The sequence below is a fragment of the Dermacoccus sp. CCH2-D9 genome (assembly GCF_001556795.1).
Classification (GTDB): Bacteria; Actinomycetota; Actinomycetes; order Actinomycetales; family Dermatophilaceae; genus Dermacoccus; species Dermacoccus nishinomiyaensis.
Genome location: NZ_LSJT01000130.1, coordinates 1 through 21,235, shown reverse-complemented (window position 1 = coordinate 21,235; position 21,235 = coordinate 1). Strand labels below are relative to the sequence as shown.

18 protein-coding genes and 1 tRNA gene are annotated in these 21,235 nt (G+C 69.7%); 16 read left to right on the top strand and 3 right to left on the bottom strand.

Going from position 1 to position 21,235, the window contains the following annotated elements; all coding sequences use genetic code 11:
- Positions 1-267: 267 nt before the first annotated feature.
- On the top strand, positions 268-603 hold the full coding sequence (locus tag AX669_RS13450; protein WP_156444995.1) for a hypothetical protein: 336 nt from the start codon (positions 268-270) through the stop codon (positions 601-603).
- Between the two features lie 515 nt (positions 604-1,118).
- Here AX669_RS13450 and AX669_RS13445 read toward each other — a convergent pair.
- Complete coding sequence (locus AX669_RS13445) at positions 1,119-1,289, bottom strand: hypothetical protein (RefSeq protein WP_156444994.1); 171 nt, start codon at positions 1,287-1,289, stop codon at positions 1,119-1,121.
- A gap of 109 nt (positions 1,290-1,398) precedes the next feature.
- Between AX669_RS13445 and AX669_RS10970 the strand changes: the two genes are divergently transcribed.
- On the top strand, positions 1,399-2,634 hold the full coding sequence (locus AX669_RS10970) for a helix-turn-helix domain-containing protein (RefSeq protein ID WP_074046494.1): 1,236 nt from the start codon (positions 1,399-1,401) through the stop codon (positions 2,632-2,634).
- Positions 2,635-2,636: 2 nt separating this feature from the next.
- Here AX669_RS10970 and AX669_RS10965 read toward each other — a convergent pair whose 3' ends face one another.
- Both AX669_RS10965 and AX669_RS10960 read right to left on the bottom strand, forming a co-directional pair.
- The gene (locus tag AX669_RS10965) at positions 2,637-3,662 is read right to left on the bottom strand and encodes an alpha/beta fold hydrolase (RefSeq protein WP_170957288.1); all 1,026 of its coding nucleotides are present in this window, start codon (positions 3,660-3,662) and stop codon (positions 2,637-2,639) included.
- Between the two features lie 5 nt (positions 3,663-3,667).
- Positions 3,668-4,789, bottom strand: a complete 1,122-nt coding sequence (locus AX669_RS10960) for a low temperature requirement protein A (RefSeq protein ID WP_062258417.1) — start codon at positions 4,787-4,789, stop codon at positions 3,668-3,670.
- Between the two features lie 160 nt (positions 4,790-4,949).
- On the opposite strand from AX669_RS10960, the gene glmU reads away from it, so the two are divergent.
- The 14 genes from glmU (at position 4,950) to AX669_RS10885 (ending at position 21,064) form a co-directional block, all read left to right on the top strand.
- The gene (gene glmU / locus AX669_RS10955) at positions 4,950-6,488 is read left to right on the top strand and encodes a bifunctional UDP-N-acetylglucosamine diphosphorylase/glucosamine-1-phosphate N-acetyltransferase GlmU (protein WP_062258416.1); all 1,539 of its coding nucleotides are present in this window, start codon (positions 4,950-4,952) and stop codon (positions 6,486-6,488) included.
- A gap of 8 nt (positions 6,489-6,496) precedes the next feature.
- A complete protein-coding gene (locus AX669_RS10950) occupies positions 6,497-7,468 on the top strand; it encodes a ribose-phosphate diphosphokinase (RefSeq protein ID WP_062258414.1) in 972 nt (323 codons plus the stop codon).
- 318 nt (positions 7,469-7,786) lie between these two features.
- The gene (locus AX669_RS10945) at positions 7,787-8,473 is read left to right on the top strand and encodes a 50S ribosomal protein L25/general stress protein Ctc (RefSeq protein WP_062258423.1); all 687 of its coding nucleotides are present in this window, start codon (positions 7,787-7,789) and stop codon (positions 8,471-8,473) included.
- A gap of 163 nt (positions 8,474-8,636) precedes the next feature.
- Entirely contained in the window at positions 8,637-9,269 is a 633-nt protein-coding gene (pth, locus tag AX669_RS10940; RefSeq protein ID WP_062258413.1) for an aminoacyl-tRNA hydrolase, read from the top strand.
- Between the two features lie 4 nt (positions 9,270-9,273).
- A complete protein-coding gene (locus tag AX669_RS10935) occupies positions 9,274-10,827 on the top strand; it encodes a hypothetical protein (RefSeq protein ID WP_156444993.1) in 1,554 nt (517 codons plus the stop codon).
- Positions 10,828-11,012: 185 nt separating this feature from the next.
- Entirely contained in the window at positions 11,013-14,642 is a 3,630-nt protein-coding gene (gene mfd / locus AX669_RS10930; RefSeq protein ID WP_062258409.1) for a transcription-repair coupling factor, read from the top strand.
- The gene (locus AX669_RS10925) at positions 14,639-15,691 is read left to right on the top strand and encodes a MazG family protein (protein ID WP_062258408.1); all 1,053 of its coding nucleotides are present in this window, start codon (positions 14,639-14,641) and stop codon (positions 15,689-15,691) included. The genes mfd and AX669_RS10925 overlap by 4 nt, the downstream gene beginning before the upstream one ends.
- Positions 15,692-15,817: 126 nt before the next feature.
- Entirely contained in the window at positions 15,818-17,101 is a 1,284-nt protein-coding gene (gene eno / locus AX669_RS10920; RefSeq protein ID WP_062258406.1) for a phosphopyruvate hydratase, read from the top strand.
- 8 nt (positions 17,102-17,109) lie between these two features.
- Positions 17,110-17,688, top strand: coding sequence for a septum formation initiator family protein (locus AX669_RS10915; protein ID WP_062258405.1), 579 nt, complete (start codon positions 17,110-17,112; stop codon positions 17,686-17,688).
- A gap of 11 nt (positions 17,689-17,699) precedes the next feature.
- A complete protein-coding gene (locus AX669_RS10910) occupies positions 17,700-18,227 on the top strand; it encodes a DUF501 domain-containing protein (protein WP_040015017.1) in 528 nt (175 codons plus the stop codon).
- A complete protein-coding gene (locus AX669_RS10905) occupies positions 18,220-19,167 on the top strand; it encodes an exopolyphosphatase (RefSeq protein ID WP_006946770.1) in 948 nt (315 codons plus the stop codon). The genes AX669_RS10910 and AX669_RS10905 overlap by 8 nt, the downstream gene beginning before the upstream one ends.
- A gap of 119 nt (positions 19,168-19,286) precedes the next feature.
- Positions 19,287-19,362: transfer RNA gene (locus AX669_RS10900), tRNA-Leu, on the top strand.
- A gap of 25 nt (positions 19,363-19,387) precedes the next feature.
- The gene (locus tag AX669_RS10895; RefSeq protein WP_006946798.1) at positions 19,388-20,233 is read left to right on the top strand and encodes a Bax inhibitor-1/YccA family protein; all 846 of its coding nucleotides are present in this window, start codon (positions 19,388-19,390) and stop codon (positions 20,231-20,233) included.
- Positions 20,234-20,752: 519 nt separating this feature from the next.
- On the top strand, positions 20,753-21,064 hold the full coding sequence (locus AX669_RS10885; protein WP_337905401.1) for a VOC family protein: 312 nt from the start codon (positions 20,753-20,755) through the stop codon (positions 21,062-21,064).
- Positions 21,065-21,235: the final 171 nt, after the last annotated feature.

Below are 21,235 nucleotides of genomic sequence, written 5' to 3'. Positions count from 1 at the left end.
CTGCCGACGATCGTCGACTTGGCGTGGTCCCCGGTCGTGCTGGGCGTCGCAGGCGAGTCGGCCGCCATCGACGGCGCGGCCGCGGCCAGGGTCAGGGCACCCACGCCGGCAGCGGCGAGAGCAGGGAACATCTTCCTGGGGAACTTCTCAGGACGAATGCGTGACGATGGCGCTTCCCTCCGCGCGACGTCGGCCGCGAGAACCGCAGCTCAGTGCGGCAACGACCCACTTCTGCGCCGAACCCGTCAGGTGATCCATGTTTTCGCGATGCGACAAATGCATGTCGCCCATACAGTCATGTACAAAAAAGCGGTAGGCCATCAGGCCGACGCACCTGGCACCGGCGGTGACACGTCGATGAACGTCTACTTCTCCAACTCCACCTCGAACCGCGGCACGCCGATCGCCGTCGACGACATGCAGAACTCGTCCAACGGCGACGTCGCGCTCGTCCACCTCAGCGAACCGGCCCCCGTCAACCAGTACATGCCACTCGCGGACTCCTACGACGCGCGACTCCGACGTCATCGACGACTACGGCCTGCGCGCCACCCTCGTCCCGACATCGGGGCTCTACAAGGCCGACGTCTCCATCCTCGGTGAGAGCACCGACGCCTACGGTGGTCGCGCGATCCACCTCGAGGGCGCCGACGGCCCGCGTCGTCGTGCGAACGGAGGTCGCGGTCAGCGGCCTACCGGAGGCTGGTCAGACCGCACAGTACAGAACGCGAGGTGGCAGGGTCTGCAGATGCTGACGCGCTACGACGCCGCGTTCGATCAGCGCCGCAAGCGCATCGTCGACTGCGGCCTGCTGTGCCGGCGGCCTCGAGCGCCTCGCGATGTGCCGGACCATTCGGAAGTGACGCCAGGACGTGACGCTCCGTCGTCGATTCAGTCGGGGTCATGAGGGCCCTCTCACGTGGGTCACGGTGCTCGTGCATCGCGAGCTGACGACAATGGTGGTCCGCCTGTGGCGATGGCGCTCAGGGTGTAGCGGGCAGGGATGGACCCTGGCGGCGCCGAGTAACGCCTTCATGGACAGCGAGTGGCTGACGAACGACGCGTGCCCCGCAGCGTCGGGGGCTACGGGGCACGGCGATTGGATGATTGGCTCGTGGTCAGAGCGGCCAGGTGTCCGACATGCGGTGCTCGCCGGTCTTCACGACGACGTGGTGAGCGGAGCTCGCCTGAGCTGCGTCGGCCGAGTTGGCGGCGACGATGGCCACCGTCGGGGCCGCGGCGGCAGCCACGAGCGCAGCGGATGCGGAAAGCTTCTTGAAGATGGCCATGGTCACTCCTGGATAGGATGCGTAATGTAGAGAGTTCAACAATTCGGCCGTTGATGGGTCAAGTTGTAGGTCAAGTATGCCTCGTCCTGGGGGCTGGAAGTGGTTACCGATGAGTTTTGGTGAGCGGCTCAAAGCGGCGCGCAAAGAAGCGGGGCTGTCGCAGACAGAACTGGCGGGCAACAGGTGCAGCGTCAGCTACGTCTCCCACCTCGAATCCGGTCGTCGCACCCCCACTCCGGAGATGCTTCGGTACTTCGAGACGGCCCTGGGCGTGGCGCCGGGTTCGCTGGGCGACGCCTCTGACCTGTCGGGCGCGGGACGCCGGCGGGCAGGAGACGCAGGGGCAGTCGCGCTCTACTCCGAAGCCGTCCTCTCTTGGCGGCAGGGTGTGTTCGCCCTGGCGCAGGAGCAGGCCATGGAGGCACGTTCCCACCTCACGGTAGGCAATCGTTCTGACCTCGACCTCCTCATCGGTGCGCTGCTCGTCGAGATCCACATCGACCTGGGTCACTACCAGGACGCAGTAACAGAGGCATCACGACACCTCGAAGCGGCTCGTTCTGTCGGCTCGGCGCTGCTCGAGGCCCGCGCCGGAGTGTTGTTGTCGAAGGCCGCGCGCGTCAATGGCGATGTCGCCCTTGCTGCATCAAAGGCAGCCGACGCCGTGCGGCTGTGTCAGTCGGCTCATCTGCCATTGACCGTGACGGTTCAAGCACTGATCGCGGCGATCTCCGCGGGTCACGTCGATTCGGCGGTGTATGCGCGTGAGCTCGAGGAGTCGTCCGCTGCACTGGAGGACAGTCCGACTCGCGGCCTGGCCGAGTGGGTGCTCGGCAACGTGGCGTGGCACAGCGGTGACGTCGAGGCCGGCAAGGCTGCGCACGATCGAGCGAACCAACTCCTGTCGCCCACCGCCGACTTCCGCAACTGGGCTCGTTTCCCGCGCGTTGCGGCGGAAGAGCGACTCCAGGCCGGCTGCGAGGACGGGGTGGCGGAACTGTTACGCGAAGCGAAGAGCCGCCTCGACCTGCTCGAGAGCGCGGACGAGTTGGCGACCCTCGCCATCGTGCGTGCACGGTTCGCGCGGGCGCAGGGGCACGTGGATGAGGCGCTCGACGACATCCGCGCCGCCCTCGAGGATGCCGACCTGCCGCCGAGCACGCAGGGGCGCCTGTACCTCGCCGCTGCCCACGCCTACGGCGAACAGGGCGACATGACGCAGGCGACGGCCGTCGCACTGCAGGCAGCACGCCGCTTCACCGAGGCCGGCGACGTCAACCAAGCCCGTACTGCCTGGGAGTTCGTCGACGAGACCGCGCAGGCCGCAGAGCAGGCGAACGCCTGACGTCAGGGCGTTCGCAGCCGCGTCAGCAGTGTTTGGATCGCGGCCGCGAAACCTGCCGGGTCGGCGACCATCGACAGGTGGCCGGCTCGCGGAATCGTCACCGTCGGCGCGCCCGCGAAGTTCTGTTGCGCGACCTGGAGCGAACCGCCGGACGTCGCGTCCTCGGCACCCCAGACGATGCCGCGCGGCACGCGGATGGCGCGCACCTGTTCGGGGCTCACGTGCGTCATGGCGTGTGCGGCCATGACGCGCATGGCGCCCTCCGCGTCGCGTGAGCGCAGCGGCCGCATCCACGCGTCGATCAGTCGGTCGGCGTCGGGGCCCTGCAGGCCGCGACACGTCGAACCGCACTGGTCGTCGAAGATCGGGCGCGCGAGCACGTTCGTCTGCGTGCCGAGTCGGTAGAGCGTCGTGACGTACGGCAGGCGCGAGACGATGCCCGTCCACGCACCCGGGTCGGCCGATCGTCCCTCTAAGGCCATGGCGTCCCCGTCGGCGAAGATGACGCCGCCGATGGCGCCCGGGGCATCGAGCGCCGCGCGGCCGACGACGGCCGCGCCCAGCGAGTGCCCGACAAGCACCGGCCGCTCGATGTGCAACGCCTCGATCAGACCCGTGACGGCGCGCGCCTGATCCTCGATCGAGTAGTGGCCCGTGTACTGGGAGTAGCCCGCCCCGGGCAGGTCGATGGCGTAGACGACGTGGTTCTTCGCGAGCTCCGGCGCCGTGAGCGACCACGCGACCGTCGACTCGGCGAAACCGTGGACGAGCACGATCGGTGTGCCGTGCGAACCCCACACGCGGTAGTGCACGCCCGCGCCGTCGACGACGACGTCGCGCCCGTCGGGCGCCTGCAGCGTCTGCGGCGGCCGCACGAGGGTGTTCAACGTCAACGATGCGATCGTCACGACGAGAAACAGTTTGACGACGACGCGCGCCACCCGGCGCATCAGCCGTCGACCACGCCCTGGAGCGGGCCGGCCGCCAGGGGAGGCGCCGCCGTCGGGCGCACTGGCGGCGGTGCTCATGCGGCTCATTCGGCGAGGCCGTTCGTCACGTCGTCAGCAGTGCTCGCGCCGGCTGCGCCCGCGACGTCCTCACCGACGGTGCCGGTACCACCGGCAACCTCGCCGGCGCGCATGGTCTCGACATGGGCCGTGATGCGGCGCTCGCCGTACCCCTGCACCCAGATCGCCGCGGAGATGTAGAGGAACAGCAACGTGATGACGATCCACGGCGCCCAGTGACCGCCGAGCCACCAGATGACGACGACGGGGACGAGATACGTCGCGAGTTGCGTCAACCCGCCGAGGATCGCGTGCCAGGTGCCCTGCGGATCGTGCGGCGCCCCCGTTGCGTCGCGTGCCCGCTTTTCGCGGGCTGCAGCCTGTTCGCGACGCATCTGGGCACGCTCAGCGGCCGTCTGCGGGCGGCGTCGCGGTTTCAGCCCGAGGTTCGTCGCGAACGCCTGACGGGTCAACGACTGCGTGCCGACGTGCACGAGAATCATCCCGAGGCACAGGCACGTCAGCGATCCGGGGCGACGCTCTCGCCGAGCACGATCATGACGAACAGGCCGGTGCGTTCGACCAAGTGCGGGCCGCTGAGGCGCGGCGCGTCCGACTCCTTGCCGTCCGGGCGCCGCAGCGACAGGCTCATCTCGAGGAGGGCGGGCGGCGAGCGCCCAGCCGAGCAGGTGCTCGGGCACGAGCGGGGTGAGCAGCCACAGCGTGCTGACGCCCGGGCCCCACAGCAGCGGACGCATGGCGCCGACGCCGCGTCGTCCGCTCCACCACAGCGGCCACACGGCCGTGCGCGCGATGACGTAGCCGACGGCGAACAGCCACGGATGGCCGTCGATGAGGGGTTCGACGCCGAGTGCGAGCACGCCGACGCCGGCCATCGAGGTGAACATGAGCGGGCGTCCGCGTGGGCCGATGCCGCCGTGCACGTTCGTCAGCGCCGTCACGTTGAACCACGCGAACCACACGAGCATCGTGAGCTCGATCGTCGCGGCGATGCGCCCGCGACCCGGGTCGCCGTGCAGCAGGTGGGTGAGGCGCTCGATGGCGACGACGAAGACAAGGTCGCAGAACAGCTCCAACCACCCGACGTGTTGGTGCCGCACGGTGGTCTCGCCGATCGCCTCTGACATGCACCCAGCATGAAGGCGTGCAGGTGTGCGCGACGAATGCACGCAGCGCCTCTGGCGGTGGTGGGCGGTAGAGTCACCCTTATATGCCCCGTCGCCCGCACCGGGTGGGCCGCCGGGGCGGGCCAGACCACCGATCGTCGATCCGCAGGGAGTCACTCGCGTGAGCGCACCCCGTCCCGCAGCCGTCATCGTCCTCGCCGCAGGCGAGGGCACCCGCATGAAGTCCGACATCCCGAAGGTGTTGCACACGATCGGTGGCCGCAGCCTGCTCGGCCACGCCATCGACGCGGCACGCGGCACGCAGCCGCAGCACCTTGCGGTCGTCGTGCGTCACCAGCGCGACGTCGTCGCCGCGAACATCGAGCAGTTCGAGCCGGGCGCGACGATCGCCGACCAGGACGAGATCAAAGGCACCGGCCGCGCCGCCGAGTGCGCTCTCGCCGCACTGCCGGGCGACCTGAGCGGCACCGTCCTCGTCACCTACGGCGACGTGCCGCTGCTCGCGACGCAGACCCTCGTTGACCTGACGAGCGCGCACGAGGCGGGCGGCAACGCCGTCACCGTGCTGACCGCGGAGGTCGAGAACCCGACCGGCTACGGCCGCATCCTGCGCGACGAATCCGGTTCCGTCGCCGGCATCATCGAGCACAAGGACGCTCTCGCCGCCCGCGAGGCCGGGGACGCGAAGCTCGCGCACGCGCTCGACATCCGTGAGATCAACTCGGGCATCTACGCCTTCGACGCGATCGTGCTGCGTGAGAGCCTCGCGAAGGTGACGACGGACAACGCCCAGGGCGAGAAGTACCTCACCGACGTCCTCGCCCTGGCCCGCGCGGCCGGTGGGCGCGTCGAGGCGCACACGATCACCGACCTGTGGCAGACCGAGGGTGTCAACGACAAGGTGCAGCTCGCCGCGATGGGCCGCGAGCTGAACCGTCGCGTCGTCGCGCAGGCCATGCGTGACGGCGCCATCGTCATCGACCCGGCGACGACGTTCGTCGACGTCGACGTCTCCATCGGCCGCGACACGGTCGTCCAGCCGAACACCCAGCTGCGCGGCGCGACGACGATCGGTGCGCGCTGCGAGATCGGCCCCGACACGACGCTCGTCGACACGGAGGTGGCCGACGACGCGTCCGTCGTGCGCACGCAGGCCAACCTCGCGACGATCGGCGCCGGCGCGAGCGTCGGCCCGTTCAGCTACCTGCGCCCGGGCACCGAACTCGGCGCGAAGGGCAAGATCGGCGGGTTCGTCGAGACGAAGAACGCGCAGATCGGTGACGGCGCCAAGGTGCCGCACCTCACGTACTGCGGCGACGCCGTCATCGGTGAGGGCGCCAACATCGGCGCGGGCACGATCTTCGCCAACTACGACGGTGTCAACAAGCACACGACGCACGTCGGCGCGCACAGTTTCGTCGGATCCGACTCGGTGCTCATCGCGCCTGTCACGATCGCTCCGGGCGCCTACGTCGCCGCCGGCAGCGCCGTCGACGGTGACGTCGAGGCCGGCCAGATGGCCGTCGCACGCGGCCGTCAGCGCAACATCGACGGCTGGGTCGAGCGCCGCCGTGCCGGGACGAAGACGGCGGACGCCGCGCGTGACGTCGCGCACGCCTCGCCTCGGGCCGCCGCCGGTGAAGCGGCGTCCACTAGTGTTGACGAGGAATCCTCCGCAGACGAAGGGATCACGAAGTGAGCCTGTCCATGAAGCGCACCACCGAGAAGAACCTCATGGTCTTCTCCGGGCGGGCCAACACCGAGCTCGCGAAGGCGGTCGCCGAGGGCCTCGGCACGCAGCTCGTGCCGATGCAGGCGTACGACTTCGCGAACTCCGAGACGTACGTGCGTTACGACGAGTCCGTGCGCGGCTGCGACGCGTTCGTCATCCAGAGCCACACCGCTCCCGTGAACCAGTGGATCATGGAGCAGCTCATCATGGTCGACGCGCTCAAGCGCGCCTCCGCGAAGCGCATCACCGTCGTCGCGCCGTTCTACGGCTACGCCCGTCAGGACAAGAAGTCGCGCGGTCGCGAGCCGATCTCGGCGCGCCTGGTCGCGGACATGTTCAAGACGGCCGGCGCGAACCGCCTCATGGCCGTCGACCTGCACACCGACCAGATCCAGGGCTTCTTCGACGGCCCCGTCGACCACCTGCAGGCGCTGCCCGTCATCACCGACTACGTCGCCAAGAAGTACGGCGACGAGAACCTTGCCGTCGTCTCGCCGGACGCGGGCCGCATCAAGGTCGCCGAGGCGTGGAGCAAACGCCTCAACGGCGCGCCGCTGGCGTTCATCCACAAGACGCGTGACGTCACGCGCCCCAACCAGTCGGTCGCGAACCGCGTCGTCGGCTCCGTCGAGGGCCGCACGTGCCTGCTCGTCGACGACATGATCGACTCCGGCGGCACGATCTGCCACGCCGCCGACGCGTTGATGAACGCGGGCGCGGAGTCCGTCGTCATCGCCTCGACGCATGCGATCTTCTCCGACCCGGCGCTCGAGCGGCTCGCGAACTCGGTGGCGCGTGAGGTCATCGTCACCGACACGCTGCCGATCACGGACGAGAAGAAGTTCGACAAGCTGACGGTGCTGTCGATCGCACCGCTGCTGTCGCAGGCGATCCGCGAGGTCTTCGAGGACGGCTCCGTGACGAGCATGTTCGACGAGATGGAGTGATCTCACCCTGACGAACGCGGCGCCGCGCATCCCACCCGGGGTGCGCGGCGCTACGCGTTCACGCCGTTTCGTGTTAGCGCGCCGCCCCGCTAGACTGTTCCGGTTGCCTCGGCGAGGGACGAGACGGGCGCGCGCAGCGAGCCCCGAGGGTCCGTGATCGACGCGGTGGCGCTCGTCTGCGAGATCCCGCGGCCCCAGGCCGCCCGCGCCGACCTGCGTCGACGCGCCCGCATCGTGTCCGCGCGTCGCGTCCCGACGAGGCCACCGACCATTCCGGCGGCACGCGTCGTCGGTCCTGACGCACCGAAGGGCACCACCATGGCTGCTGACCAGATCGTTCTCGAAGCTCAGCTTCGCACCGAGTTCGGCAAGGGCGCCGCGCGCCGCATCCGCCGCAACGACATGATCCCCGCCGTCCTCTACGGGCACGGCGAGACGCCGGTTCACCTCGAACTGCCCGGCCACGACACGATGATGGCCGTCAAGAACCCGAACGCGCTGCTCACGATCCGTTTCGACGGCAAGGAGGAGCTCGCGCTCGCCCGCGACGTCCAGCGCGAGGTCATCCGTCGCTTCATCGAGCACGTCGACCTCGTCATCGTCAAGAAGGGCGAGAAGGTCGAGGTCGACGTTCCGGTCCACGCCGAGGGTGAGGCCGCTGCCGAGACCGTCGTCACGACCGAGAACGGCATGCTGACGGTCCTCACGCCCGCCACGGACATCCCCGAGGTGTTCACCGTCTCCGTCGAGGGCGCCGAGGCCGGCACGCAGATCCTCGCCAAGGACATCACGCTGCCGTCCGGTGTCGAGCTCGTCTCCGACGAGGAGATGCTCGTCATCAACGTCACCGAGCAGATCTCCGCCGAGGCCCTCGATGCCGAGCTCGCCGAGGCCGAGGCCGAGGCCGGCATCGAGCACGAGGAGTCCGACCAGGAGACCGAGGGCGACGACGCTGCCGAGGCTCCCGCCGAGGGCGACGCCGCGGGCTCCGAAGACTCCGAGTGATCCGCCGCCCGCCTCCACGCGGGCATCGGATCTCCACGACGACGGGCCATCGCTCACCGATCCTGGTGAGCGGCAGCCCGTCGTTCGCGTTCCGTCGCGGCGCGGTCGTCGGCTCGATCGCGGATGAGGGCGCGCGTTTCGTCGACGTGCCCAGCGTGCGCCCATGCGCGATCCGGCATACTTGGGCCTCGTGGATGAGGCGCGCAGGCAACCCTGGCTGGTGGTCGGGCTCGGCAACCCCGGGCCCCGGTACGCCGGCAACCGGCACAACGTGGGTGCGATGGTCGTCGACCGCATGGCCGCTGACGCCGGCGTCGCCCTGCGCGCGCACAAGGCGCGCGCCGCGGCAGCAGAGATTCGGTTGGGGACGCTGCCGGGCGGGCTGCCCGGCCCGAAGGTCGTCCTCGCCGTGCCGAGCACGTACATGAACGAATCGGGCGGGCCCGTCAGCGCGCTCATGAAGTTCTTCAAGATCCCCGCCGAGCGCCTCGTCGTCATCCACGACGAACTCGACATCGACTTCGGCGCGGTGCGCCTGAAGTTCGGTGGCGGCGAGGGCGGCCACAACGGGCTGCGCTCGATCAGCAAGAGCATCGGCACGAAGGACTACCTGCGCGTCCGCCTCGGCATCGGGCGCCCGCCCGGACGCATGGAGGTGAGCGACTTCGTACTCAAGGACTTCTCCGCGACCGAGCGACGCGAACTCGACTTCCTCATCCCCTCGGGCGCGGAGGCGGTCGAACTGCTCGTCCACCGCGGTCTCGACGACGCACAGAACCTCGTGCATGCCCGCTGAGGGCGTGAGCCGCCGGCTGGCGCTGCACACCTGGCTCGCGACCGCGGTGGTCGCGCTCGCCGGCGTGCTCTTCGTCGTCGTCGCGCCCGGTGTGGGCGACATGTGGGCGGCGCTCGCGCGCGCTCAGGCGGCGCGGGACGGCGTGGGCCTCGGCTACTGGTTCAGCTGGTACAGCGGCGCCCACCCTCCGGGCGGATACTCCGTCCTCGTGCCCTGGCTGTCGGCCGCCCTCGGTGCCCACGCCGTCGTCGCGCTCGCGGCCACGGCTATCCCATGGGCTGTGGCACTCACCGTCACGCAGGTGCGGCGCCCGATCGTGGCCGTGTGGGTCGCGACGCTGAGCGCCGTGATGACGCTCGGCGCCGGCCGCACGACGTTCCTCGTCGGTGCCGTCATCGCCCTCGGGGCGCTTGACGCCGCCATCCGCGACCGTCGCTGGACGGCGTCGCTGCTCGTCATCCTCAGCGGCCTCGCCTCACCCGTGGCGGTGGCGTTCGTGCTCGTCGGATTCGGGGCGGGGCTGCTCGTCCGTCGGATCTCGCTCGTTCCCATCCTGGTCGGCATCGCCTTCATGGGCGTCTCGTCGCTCGTGTGGGGTAGCAGTGGGCCAGAGGGGTATGGCTGGGGCAGAGCGCTCACCTCCCTCGTCCTTCTCGGCTTGTTCCTGCTCGCCAAGCCTGCGAAACCGGTCGTCCTCGCCATCGCCATCGCCGCCGTCGCGGTGCTCGTGTTCTCCGCCGTCCCCAACGCGCTCGGCTCCAACCTCGCGCGCCTCGTCTTCGCGGTGCTGCCCGTCGCCGTCGCCGCGACGGCCCGCCGCAGCAACCGGATGACGGCGTGCGCCGTGCTGCCGGCCCTGGTCTGGTCGGGGTACTTCACCGCCCACGATCTCGCGGACGCCCGCGCATCGGCGTCGTCGGTGACGGTGTACCGGCCCCTGTCGGACGCGCTCCAGGCGTTGCCCGGCATCGAGAACAGCCGCATCGAGGTCGTCGCCGACGGCACGCACACCTCGGCGTTCGTCATGGCTGAGGATTTCTGGTTGGCGCGCGGGTACGAGACGCAGGCCGACCGCAGCCTCTCCGACGCGTTCGTCGACCGCGAGGCGCACATCTCCGACGCGGAACTCACCGGGTGGCTGCAGGATTCGGCGGTGCGCTACGTCGCTCTCAACCGCCATCCGGTGAAGAAGACGGGGCAGTGGCGCACCGTCGCCGCGACGCCCCCGGGCTGGCACGAGGTGTGGTCGAACGACCAGTGGCGCGTGTTCGAGGTGCCGGACGCCAAGCCGCTCGTCACCGACGGCGCCACGATCACGGACAAGACCTCCTCCCACCTCATCCTGCGGGTCGCACCCTCACGCGACGTCATCGTGCGAACGCGCTGGTCGTCGTTCCTGCACGCCCGGGTCATCGAGGAGCGCGGCCCCAGCGACCAGCGAGCCGGGCGGGATGACGCGCCGCGCGTCGTCCTCGAACCGACGCCCGACGGATGGACGCGCGTGCGTCTCGACGGCTCGTCGACGGCGCGTGAGGTGGAATTGTTCGGACGGCCGTGACTGCCCCCGGCGTATCCCTCCATCGTTCGTGCCCCGCAGGGTGATGAGGGGGTGAATGCCTGGAATTCCGGGGTTGTCGCCGCCCCGTTCTAGACTTCACGCGTCGCCCGCCGACGAAGCCGTCGCCCCTTCCGGGCGCGCACGGCGCCTGCGTGCGTCGTCACCGATTCGACGAAGGAGCCCGCATGCCCGAGGCCGCCCACCTGCCGCTCGCGCCCCTGCTGACGCGCGTGTGCGCCGACGAATCCGTCAAGCGGCTGCTCGCGCTGGCCGCGGACGAGTCGCTCGTCGACATCGCGGCCGCGGCCGGTCTGCGCGCTCCTCTCGTGGCGGCTCTGCTGCAGACTGGCGGCGACGCGGCGGGGCCGATGCTCGTCGTCACCGCGACGGGGCGCGAGGCCGACGACATGGCGACGGCCCTGCGCAACTTCGTCGACTACGACGACGTCGCCGAGTTCCCGTCGTGGGAGACGCTGCCGCACGAGCGCATGTCGCCGCGTTCCGACACGGTCGGGCGGCGTCTCGCCGTGCTGCGCCGCCTCAGGCACCCGGAAGCGGGCGGGACGTACGGGCCCGTCCGCGTCGTCGTCGCGTCGGTGCGCGCCCTCATGCAGCCCATGGCGAAGGGCCTCGGCGACCTCGAACCCGTGAGCCTCGCCGCCGGTGACGAGCGCCCGCTCGAGGACATCGTGGAAGCCCTCGTCGCCGCGGCCTACACGCGCGTCGACATGGTCGAGCGCCGCGGCGAGTTCGCCGTGCGCGGTGGCATCCTCGACGTGTTCCCGCCCACCGAGGATCACCCGGTGCGCCTGGAGTTCTGGGGCGACACCGTCGAGGAGATCCGCTGGTTCAAGGTGGCCGACCAGCGTTCGCTCGAGGTCAACCCGCACGGGCTGTGGGCCCCGCCGTGCCGCGAACTGCTGCTCACCCCCGAGGTCCGTGAGCGCGCGGCTGAGCTCGCGCCGAGCCTGCTGGGCGTCGCCGACATGTTGACGAAGGTCAGCGAGGGCATCGCCGTCGAGGGCATGGAGTCGCTCATGCCGGCGCTGCTGCCGGCCGGCATGGAGACGCTCATCGACGTGCTGCCGGATGCTGCGCGCGTCGTTCTCGTCGACCCCGAGCGCGTCCGCACCCGCGCGCACGACCTCGTCTCGACGTCGCAGGAGTTCCTCGAGGCGAGCTGGACCAATGCGGCCGCCGGCAACGCCGTCCCCGTCGACCTACGAGGCGTGCTCGACGGCGCGTCGTACCGCAGCCTTCTCGAACTGCGTGAGCATGCGCTCGCGACCGCTCACCCCTGGTGGTCGTTCAGCTCGTTCGCGGCCGACGACGAGTTGCACGAGTTCCTCGAGGACGACCTGCCGGGTACCCGCGTCACGATCGAGTCGCAGGACGTGCCGAACTACCGCGGCGACACCGAGCGCGCGTCCGCCGAGGTCGCGGCTCACGTCGCGGCCGGGCGCAGCGTCGCCGTCGTGACGGACGGCCCGGGCTTCGCCAAGCGCGTCACCCAGGTGTTCGCCGAGCACGACCTCGCCGCACGCCCGATGACGCAGGTCGCCCCCGGTGTCGAGGTCGCGACGGGTTCGCTCGGCCGCGGCTTCGAGATGCCCGCTGCGGGGCTCGTCGTCCTCACCGAGGCCGACCTCACCGGCTCGGCGGGAACGGCGAGCACGAAGGACATGCGACGCATGCCGTCGCGCCGCCGCAACGTCGTCGACCCGCTGCAGCTCAAGCCGGGCGATCACGTCGTCCACGAACAGCACGGTGTCGGCCGGTTCGTCGAGATGATGCAGCGTACCGTCGGCGGCGCGACGCGCGAATATCTCGTCCTCGAGTACGCGGCGAGCAAGCGCGGTCAGCCCGGCGACCGGCTGTTCGTGCCCACCGACCAGCTCGACCAGGTGACGCGCTACGTCGGCGGCGAGATGCCGACGCTGTCGAAGATGGGCGGCTCGGACTGGGCGGCGACCAAGTCGAAAGCCCGCCGTCACGTCAAGCAGATCGCCGGCGAGCTCATCCGCCTGTACTCGGCTCGACAGGCGACGCCGGGTCACGCGTTCGCGCCCGACACGCCGTGGCAGCGCGAGTTGGAGGACGCCTTCGCGTACGTCGAGACGCCCGATCAGCTCTCGAGCATCGAAGAGGTCAAGGCCGACATGGAGAAGACGGTGCCCATGGACCGTCTCGTCTGTGGTGACGTGGGCTACGGCAAGACCGAGATCGCGGTGCGCGCGGCGTTCAAGGCGGTGCAGGATTCCAAGCAGGTCGCGGTCCTCGTGCCGACGACGCTGCTCGTCAAGCAGCACTATCAGACGTTCGCCGAGCGTTACGCGGGCTTCCCCGTCAAGCTCGCGTCGCTGTCGCGTTTTCAGAGCGACAAGGAGGCGCGCGAGGTTCTCGCGGGGCTCAAGGACGGCTCGATCGACCTCGTCATCGGAACGCACCGGTTGCTGAGCAAGGAGATCGAGTTCAAGGATCTCGGGCTCGTCATCGTCGACGAGGAGCAGCGCTTCGGCGTCGAGCACAAGGAGCAGCTCAAGCAGATGCGCACGGCCGTCGACGTGCTTGCGATGTCGGCGACGCCGATCCCGCGCACGCTCGAGATGGCTGTCACCGGTATCCGCGAGATGTCGACGCTCGCGACGCCGCCGGAGGAGCGTCACCCCGTCCTGACGTTCGTCGGGGCGTACGACGAGAAGCAGCTGACGGCGGCCATCCGACGCGAGCTGATGCGTGAAGGTCAGGTGTTCTACGTCCACAACAAGGTCGGCAGCATCGAGAAGCAGGCTGCGCGAATCCGCGAACTCGTGCCCGAGGCGCGGGTCGCGACGGCGCACGGCAAGATGGGGGAGGCGCGCCTGGAGGAGGTGGTCGTCGACTTCTGGGAGCGCAAGTTCGACGTGCTCGTCTCGACGACGATCGTCGAGACGGGTCTCGACATCGCCAACGCGAACACCCTCATCGTCGAGCGCGCCGACCAGCTCGGCCTCAGCCAGCTGCACCAGCTGCGCGGACGCGTGGGGCGCGGTCGCGAGCGCGCGTACGCCTACTTCATGTTCCCGGCCGAGAAGCCGCTGACCGAGACGGCGCACGACCGGTTGCAGACGATCGCGAGCAACACCGACCTCGGCGCAGGCATGCAGATCGCGATGAAGGATCTGGAGATCCGCGGTGCCGGCAACCTGCTCGGCGGCGAGCAGTCCGGCCACATCGCGGGGGTTGGGTTCGACCTGTACGTCCGCATGGTCGGTGAGGCCGTCGCCGACTACCGCGGCGACGACACCTCGTCGATGCCGGTCGAGATCAAGATCGAGCTGCCCGTCGACGCCCACCTGCCGCACGAGTACGTGCCGGGGGAGCGGCTGCGCCTCGAGGCGTACAAGAAGCTCGCGAGTGTGGAGAACGAAGCGGCCCTCGACGAGATCATCGCCGAGCTGAAGGACCGCTACGGCGAGCCGCCCGCACCTGTGCTCAACCTGTTCGACGTGGCCCGGCTGCGCACCATCGCGCGGCAAGCGGGCATCAGCGACATCGGGGTGCAGGGCAAGTACGTCCGTTTCGGCCCGGTCACCGAGTTGCGCGAGTCGCAGCAGATGCGCCTCGAGCGCCTCTTCCCGGGCACGCTCGTCAAGACCAACCAGGAGCGGTTGCTCGTGCCCATGCCGATGACGAAGCCCGTCGCCGGCAAGCCGCTTCGCGACCAGGCGATCCTGCAGTGGGCAGCGCAGCTCGTCCAGGCCGTGCTGCTCGACGACATCGCCGCCGCCGCGGCGGCGCAGGAGATGGCGCGCGCGGGCGGAGCGCGACGATGAGCGGCAGCATCGCCCTGCTCGTCGTCAGCCCGCGGGTGCCCGCCGGGCTGATGACGCGCGACGCCTGGCGGCGGCTCGAAAGCGCTGACGCCGTCCTGGGCCGCGCGGGTGACGAACCGCTCGTCGAGGTCACGCGCGACGAGGGCTTCGACGTCGAGATCCGTGACGAGCCCCCGGCCGCCACGGCACATGCCCTCGTCGCGGCGGGGGTCGCCGGGCGTCACGTCGTCTGGCTAGGTTCGGCGGACGCCGATCCCGGCCTCACCGACGCGCTCGCCGGCGAGCTGACGCGTCTCGACGACCCGCCACCCGTCGAGGTCGTCGTCGGGTCGTGGGACGCCCCCGGTTCGCGCCTGCTCGACGCCGTCGCCGTCATGGACACGTTGCGCTCGCCCGGCGGCTGCCCGTGGGATGCCCAGCAGACGCACGCGAGCCTCGCTCCGTACCTCGTCGAGGAGGCGTTCGAGGTCACCGAGGCCATCGCCGAGGCGAGCGGCGAGCACCTGCGGGAGGAGCTCGGCGACGTGCTGCTCCAGGTGCTCTTCCACGCCCGCGTGGCCGCGGAGCGCGAGGAGGACGGCTTCGACGTCGACGACGTCGCGGCGACGCTCGTCGAGAAGCTGGTCAGGCGTCACCCGCACGTCTTCGCCGACGGTGCCGCCTCGAACCCCGAGGAGGTCGAGGCCGAATGGGCGAGGATCAAGGCGGCCGAGAAGCCGGAGCGTGACGCGAACGATCCGCTGGCAGGCATCCCGGCCGGGCTGCCGCCGCTCGAGCGGGCCGTCAAGGTCGTCGGGCGGTTGACGAAGGCGGGGCAGGCCGAACGCGTCGAGGCCCTCGCCGCCGAGGATTCCATCGGGGCGGCGCTGCTCGACCTCGTCGTGCAGGCCCGTGGCCTCGGAGTCGACCCGAGCGTCGCGCTCTCCGCCACGCTGTCGCGCCTGCACGCCGCGCCCCTCGGTGATCACCTCGGGGGCATCGACCACGCTGAGCACGCCGAGCCCCACCCCGCCCCGCCGGACGCCGACCTGCCGCGAGGCGGCGGGTGACGCGCGTCCCGTTCTCGACAGACCCCACGTTCCTACCCGGCAGTACCTCAGCGGTTCGTTAGGCTCGACACTGACGCGGGTGATCAGACCCGCTGCCCGAATCAACCACGTGTATCGGAGAGTTCTGTGGCAACCATTGAAGGCATCGGCGCTCGCGAGATCCTTGACTCGCGCGGCAACCCCACGGTCGAGGCCGTCGTGCTCCTCGACGACGGCACCAACGAGAGCGCGGCTGTCCCGTCGGGTGCCTCGACGGGCGCCTTCGAGGCGGTCGAGCGTCGTGACGGCGACAAGAAGCGCTACGGCGGCAAGGGTGTCGAGGACGCCGTCGACGCCGTCATCGAGCAGATCGCGCCGCACCTCGTCGGTTTCGACGCGGATGAGCAGCGCCTCATCGACGCCGAGATGATCGAGCTCGACGGCACGGACAACAAGGGCAAGCTCGGCGCGAACGCCATCCTCGGCGTCTCGCTGGCCGTGGCCAAGGCGGCCGCGAAGTCTGCGGGTCTGCCGTTGTACCGCTACGTTGGTGGCCCCAACGCGCACGTGCTGCCGGTGCCGATGATGAACATCCTCAACGGTGGTTCGCACGCGGACACGAACGTCGACATCCAGGAGTTCATGATCGCGCCGATCGGTGCGGAGAGCTTCAAGGAGGCCCTGCGCATGGGCACGGAGGTTTACCACGCGCTCAAGGCCGTCCTCAAGGACAAGGGTCTCGCGACGGGCCTCGGCGACGAGGGTGGCTTCGCCCCGAACCTCGAGTCGAACCGTGCGGCGCTCGACCTCATCCTCGAAGCCGTCGAGAAGGCCAGGTACAAGCCGGGCGAGCAGATCGCGCTGGCGCTCGACGTCGCGGCGTCCGAGTTCTACGACGGCGGCACGTACACGTTCGAGGGCCAGAAGCGCGACGCGGAGTGGATGACGAACTACTACGCCGAACTCGTCGAGGCGTACCCGCTCGTCTCCATCGAGGACCCGCTCAACGAGGACGACTGGGACGGCTGGGCGCACATCACCGACAAGCTTGGTGACGCCGTGCAGCTCGTCGGTGACGACCTGTTTGTCACCAACCCCGAGCGTCTGCAGAAGGGCATCGACAACGCGGCCGGCAACGCGCTGCTCGTCAAGGTCAACCAGATCGGTTCGCTGACGGAGACGCTCGACGCCGTCACCCTCGCCCAGACGAACGGTTACCGCTGCATGATGTCGCACCGTTCCGGTGAGACGGAGGACACGACGATCGCCGACCTCGCCGTGGCGACGAACTGCGGCCAGATCAAGACGGGTGCCCCGGCGCGCTCGGAGCGCGTGGCGAAGTACAACCAGCTGCTGCGCATCGAGGAGGACCTCGACGACGCGGCGGTCTACGCCGGTCGCAAGGCCTTCCCGCGCTTCTCGAACAACTGAGCGGCGTCTTGGCGAATCGCAGTTTCCGCACCTCCCGCTCCGGTGATGACACCGGGGCGGGAGGTTCGCGCGCCCGCACCGGCTCGCGTCCCGCCGGCCGCGATCGTTCCCGCCCACGCGGCTCGAGTCCGCGTGGCTCGACACGTCCGACGCTGCGTCAGCAGCTCGACGAGGCGCCGGTGGCGCGTCGTCGAGCCGACCCGGGCACGGTTCGCCGTTTCATCACGATGAGCGCTCTGCTCGCCGTCATGCTCGTCGTCCTCACGCCCACGCTGCGCAGCTATCTGCAGCAGCGCAGCGAGATCGCGGAATTGAAGCGGGAGAAGGTCGCCGGTCAGCAGCGCGTCGACGCGCTGACCGCCGAGCGCAAACGCTGGGACGACCCGGCGTACGTGAAGCAGCAGGCGCAGGAGCGGCTCGGGTACGCGATGCCGGGCAAATCGATCACGGTGTACGTGGACGATGCCGGCACGACGCACGCGACGACGCCGCGCAACGGCGTGACAGATGCCACGGGTCTGTCATCGCACCCGTGGTACGGGCAGATCTGGGGTTCGATCTCGGCCCCGGCGGAGGGCGAGAAGTGAGCACGACGGACATGAACGAACACTCGGGCGTCAGCCCGCAGGACGTTGCGGCGATCGAGAAGCAGCTCGGACGGGTGCCGCGCGGTGCGGTCGAGGTGTCGGCGCGTTGTGCGTGCGGGTGTCCGACGGTGGTGCGCACGCTGCCGCGCCTGCCGGACGGCACTCCGTTCCCGACGTCGTTCTACGCGACGTGCCCCCGCCTGACGGGCGCCATCTCGACGCTCGAGTCGCAGGGTGTCATGAAGGAGATGAGCGAGCGTCTCGAAGCCGACGCCGACCTTGCGGCCGCCTATCGCGCCGCCCACGAGGATTATCTGAGGCGCCGCGGCGAGCTCGGCGACGTGCCGGAGATCGACGGAATCTCCGCCGGCGGCATGCCGACGCGCGTCAAGTGCCTGCACGTGCTGGTCGCGCACTCGCTGTCGGTGGGCCCCGGCATCAACCCGCTCGGTGACGAAGCGCTGGCGTTGCTCGGCGATGCGTGGTGGAAGAACGGTTGTTGCGGTGCGGGAGACGAAGGAGACGATGACGATGAGTGAGCGTCGGGTCGCGGCGATCGACTGCGGGACCAACTCGATCAGGTTGCTCGTGGCGGCCGACGGCGGGTCGGGGCTCACCTACCTGGCGCGGCGCAGCGAGATCGTGCGCCTCGGCCAGGGCATCGACGTCTCGGGCCGCATCGCCGACGCCGCGATGCAGCGCACCCTGCTCGTCACGCGCGAGTACGCCCAGCTGTGTCGGGAGTACGACGTCGACGCCGTCCGCTTCGTCGCGACCTCGGCCTCCCGCGACGCCGCCAACGCGGATGAATTCACCGACGGCGTGCGACGCGCGTTCGCCGCGTTCGGGGACGACGTCGTCCCCGAGGTCGTCTCCGGGCTGGAGGAGGCGGCGCTCAGTTTCGCCGGCGCGACGGCAGGCCTCGGTGCCGAGGCGCGCGCGCCGTATCTCGTCGTCGATCTCGGCGGCGGGTCGACGGAGCTGGTGCGCGGCTCGCAGGATGTCGAGCAGTCGATCTCCCTCGACATCGGCTCCGTGCGCCTGAGTGAGCGTCACCTGCGCAGCGATCCGCCGACGCAGGCCGAGATCGACGCTGCCCTCGTCGATATCGATGCCGCCCTCGACGAGGCGGAGGCCGCCGTCGACCTGTCACAGGTCGCGACGCTCGTCGGCCTCGCCGGTTCGATCACGACGGTGACGGCGCACGCGCTGGGGCTGTCTGCGTACGACTCGTCGCGCATCCACGGTGCGTGCCTCACGAGCGAGCAGGTGATCGGCTCGTGCGACGCCGTCCTGGGTGCGACGCGCGCCGAGCGCGGCGCGATGGGGTTCATGCATCCGGGTCGTGTCGACGTCATCGGCGCGGGTGCGCTGATCTGGCGCACGATTGTCGAACGCGTGCGCGAGCGCGCGGGCGTCACCATGTGCGTGACGAGCGAGTCGGACATTCTCGACGGCATCGCGATGAGCATGCTTTGAGTCGGAGCGCATGACGCGGAGGCGCCCCGGGGAACACCGTGTTCTGCCGGGGCGTTGTCGTGGGTGAACGAAGTCATGTCGTCCGCAAGGGCGTCATGACCCTGTCGTTAGGATGAGGTGCCCTCGTAGCCCAACGGCAGAGGCAGGCGACTTAAAATCGCTTCAGTGCGGGTTCGAATCCCGTCGAGGGCACCACGTCACGTCCTTGAGGAGGGGCCCCATGGCCGGTAATCCGGTGTTCAGCAAGTTCGAGCGTGACATGCGTTCAGGTCAGGCCGCAGGCTTTCAGGCGGGTGGGCAGCAGCAGGGGTACGGCTTCCCGCAGCAGCCGGCGTCCGGGCCCATGTACAACCCGACGTTCGGTGCGCCACAGGTGCAGCCGGAGCGGATGACGCTCGATGACGTCGTGACGAAGTCACTCAACCTCTTCGGGCTGCTGCTCGTCGTGGCGGCGGGCACGTTCGTCTTCGCGGATCGGGCGATCGACTCGCAGACGAGTTCGACGGCCCTCGGCCTGTGGGCCGGCGGTGGCATCGTCGCCTTCGTGCTGTCGCTCGTCATCGCGTTCCGCAAGACGATCTCGGTTCCGCTGATCCTCGCCTACACGGTGTTCGAGGGGTTGTTCCTCGGCGCCGCCAGCGCGTTCTTCAACTCGGCCTACCCCGGGGTGGTCGGGCAGGCGATCCTCGCGACGCTGTGTGTCTTCGGCGGGATGTTGCTGGGGTACAAGACCGGCGTCATCCGCGTGACGGCTCGCTCCCGTCGCATCTTCGCGGGCATGCTCATCGGGTACCTGCTGTTCGCCCTCGTCAACTTCGTTCTCGTCCTGACGGGGCTGCAGAGCGGCTTCGGCATCGGCGGCAGTGGCGCCCTCGGCATCGGCATCTCCCTGTTCGCGGTGGCACTTGCCTCGTACTCGCTCGCGATCGACTTCGACTCGATCCAGCAGGGCGTCAATGCGGGCGTTCCGCGCCAGACGTCGTGGCTCATGGCGTACGGCCTGATGGTGAGCGTGGTGTGGCTCTACGTCGAGATGCTGCGTCTCATCGCCCGCTTCCGCGACTGACGATGACGGCGATTCTTCCTGGCGCCGGCGACCCGCTCGAGGATGAACTCGGGCGGGTCGTCCGCACGTTGCGGGCGCTGCCCCCGGGCGCGCCGCCCGACCATGCAGCCTGCGCGTTCGCCCGGTTCGTTCGCATGGCCGCGGGGGAGGACGAGGAGTCGGAACGGCTGGCGGCGCGCACGGCGCAGTTCGACGGCGCGTGGGCTGCCGCGGTCATCGCGACGCTCGTCCACGACGTGGTGAACCCCGCGACAATGGCTGACGGCTCGTCCGGCGCATCCGACGGGCAGCGCCTGGCACTGGCAGATGAGCTCCGTCGGCTGAGACGCGAACTCGACGGCCGTGGGTGCTGCCCCGGGGGCCGTCGCACGGGCGTGGCGCCCCGCCGCGTTGATCTCAGGAGCTCCGTATGACCTCGCGCATGAACCCCTACATCCAGTTCCGCGACACCGCGAAGGACGCACTCGAGTTCTACGCCCGGGTCTTCGGCGCGAACTGACGATCTCGACGTTCGGTGACATGGGAGTCGAGGGCGCCGGGGCGGACAAGGTCTTGCACGGCATGCTGAAGACGCCGTCCGGTTTCACGCTCATGGCCTCGGACACGCCGGAGCAGATGGAGCACACGCCAGGTGGCAGCATCACGATCTCGCTCTCCGGCGACGACGCCGACGACCTGCGCGGATGGTTCGCGGCGCTCTCTGAAGGCGCCGACGTGACGCTGTCGCTCGCCGTCCAGATGTGGGGGGACGAGTTCGGAATGCTGACCGACAGCTTCGGCGCGAACTGGATGGTCAACGTCGCGACGTCGCAGGACCGTGCGCAGGCCTGAACCCGGGCTGGGCATGGCCGGCACACCCTACGAGATCAATCGCGGCGTTCATCCACCCCGCGGTACAGCCTGCACACGCGCATCCCATGGGAACGTGCGCATGACGACCACCCGCATGCGATGCCTCGGCCGAGCGTCACCACGGGACGAGTGCCACGGCATGACACGAAC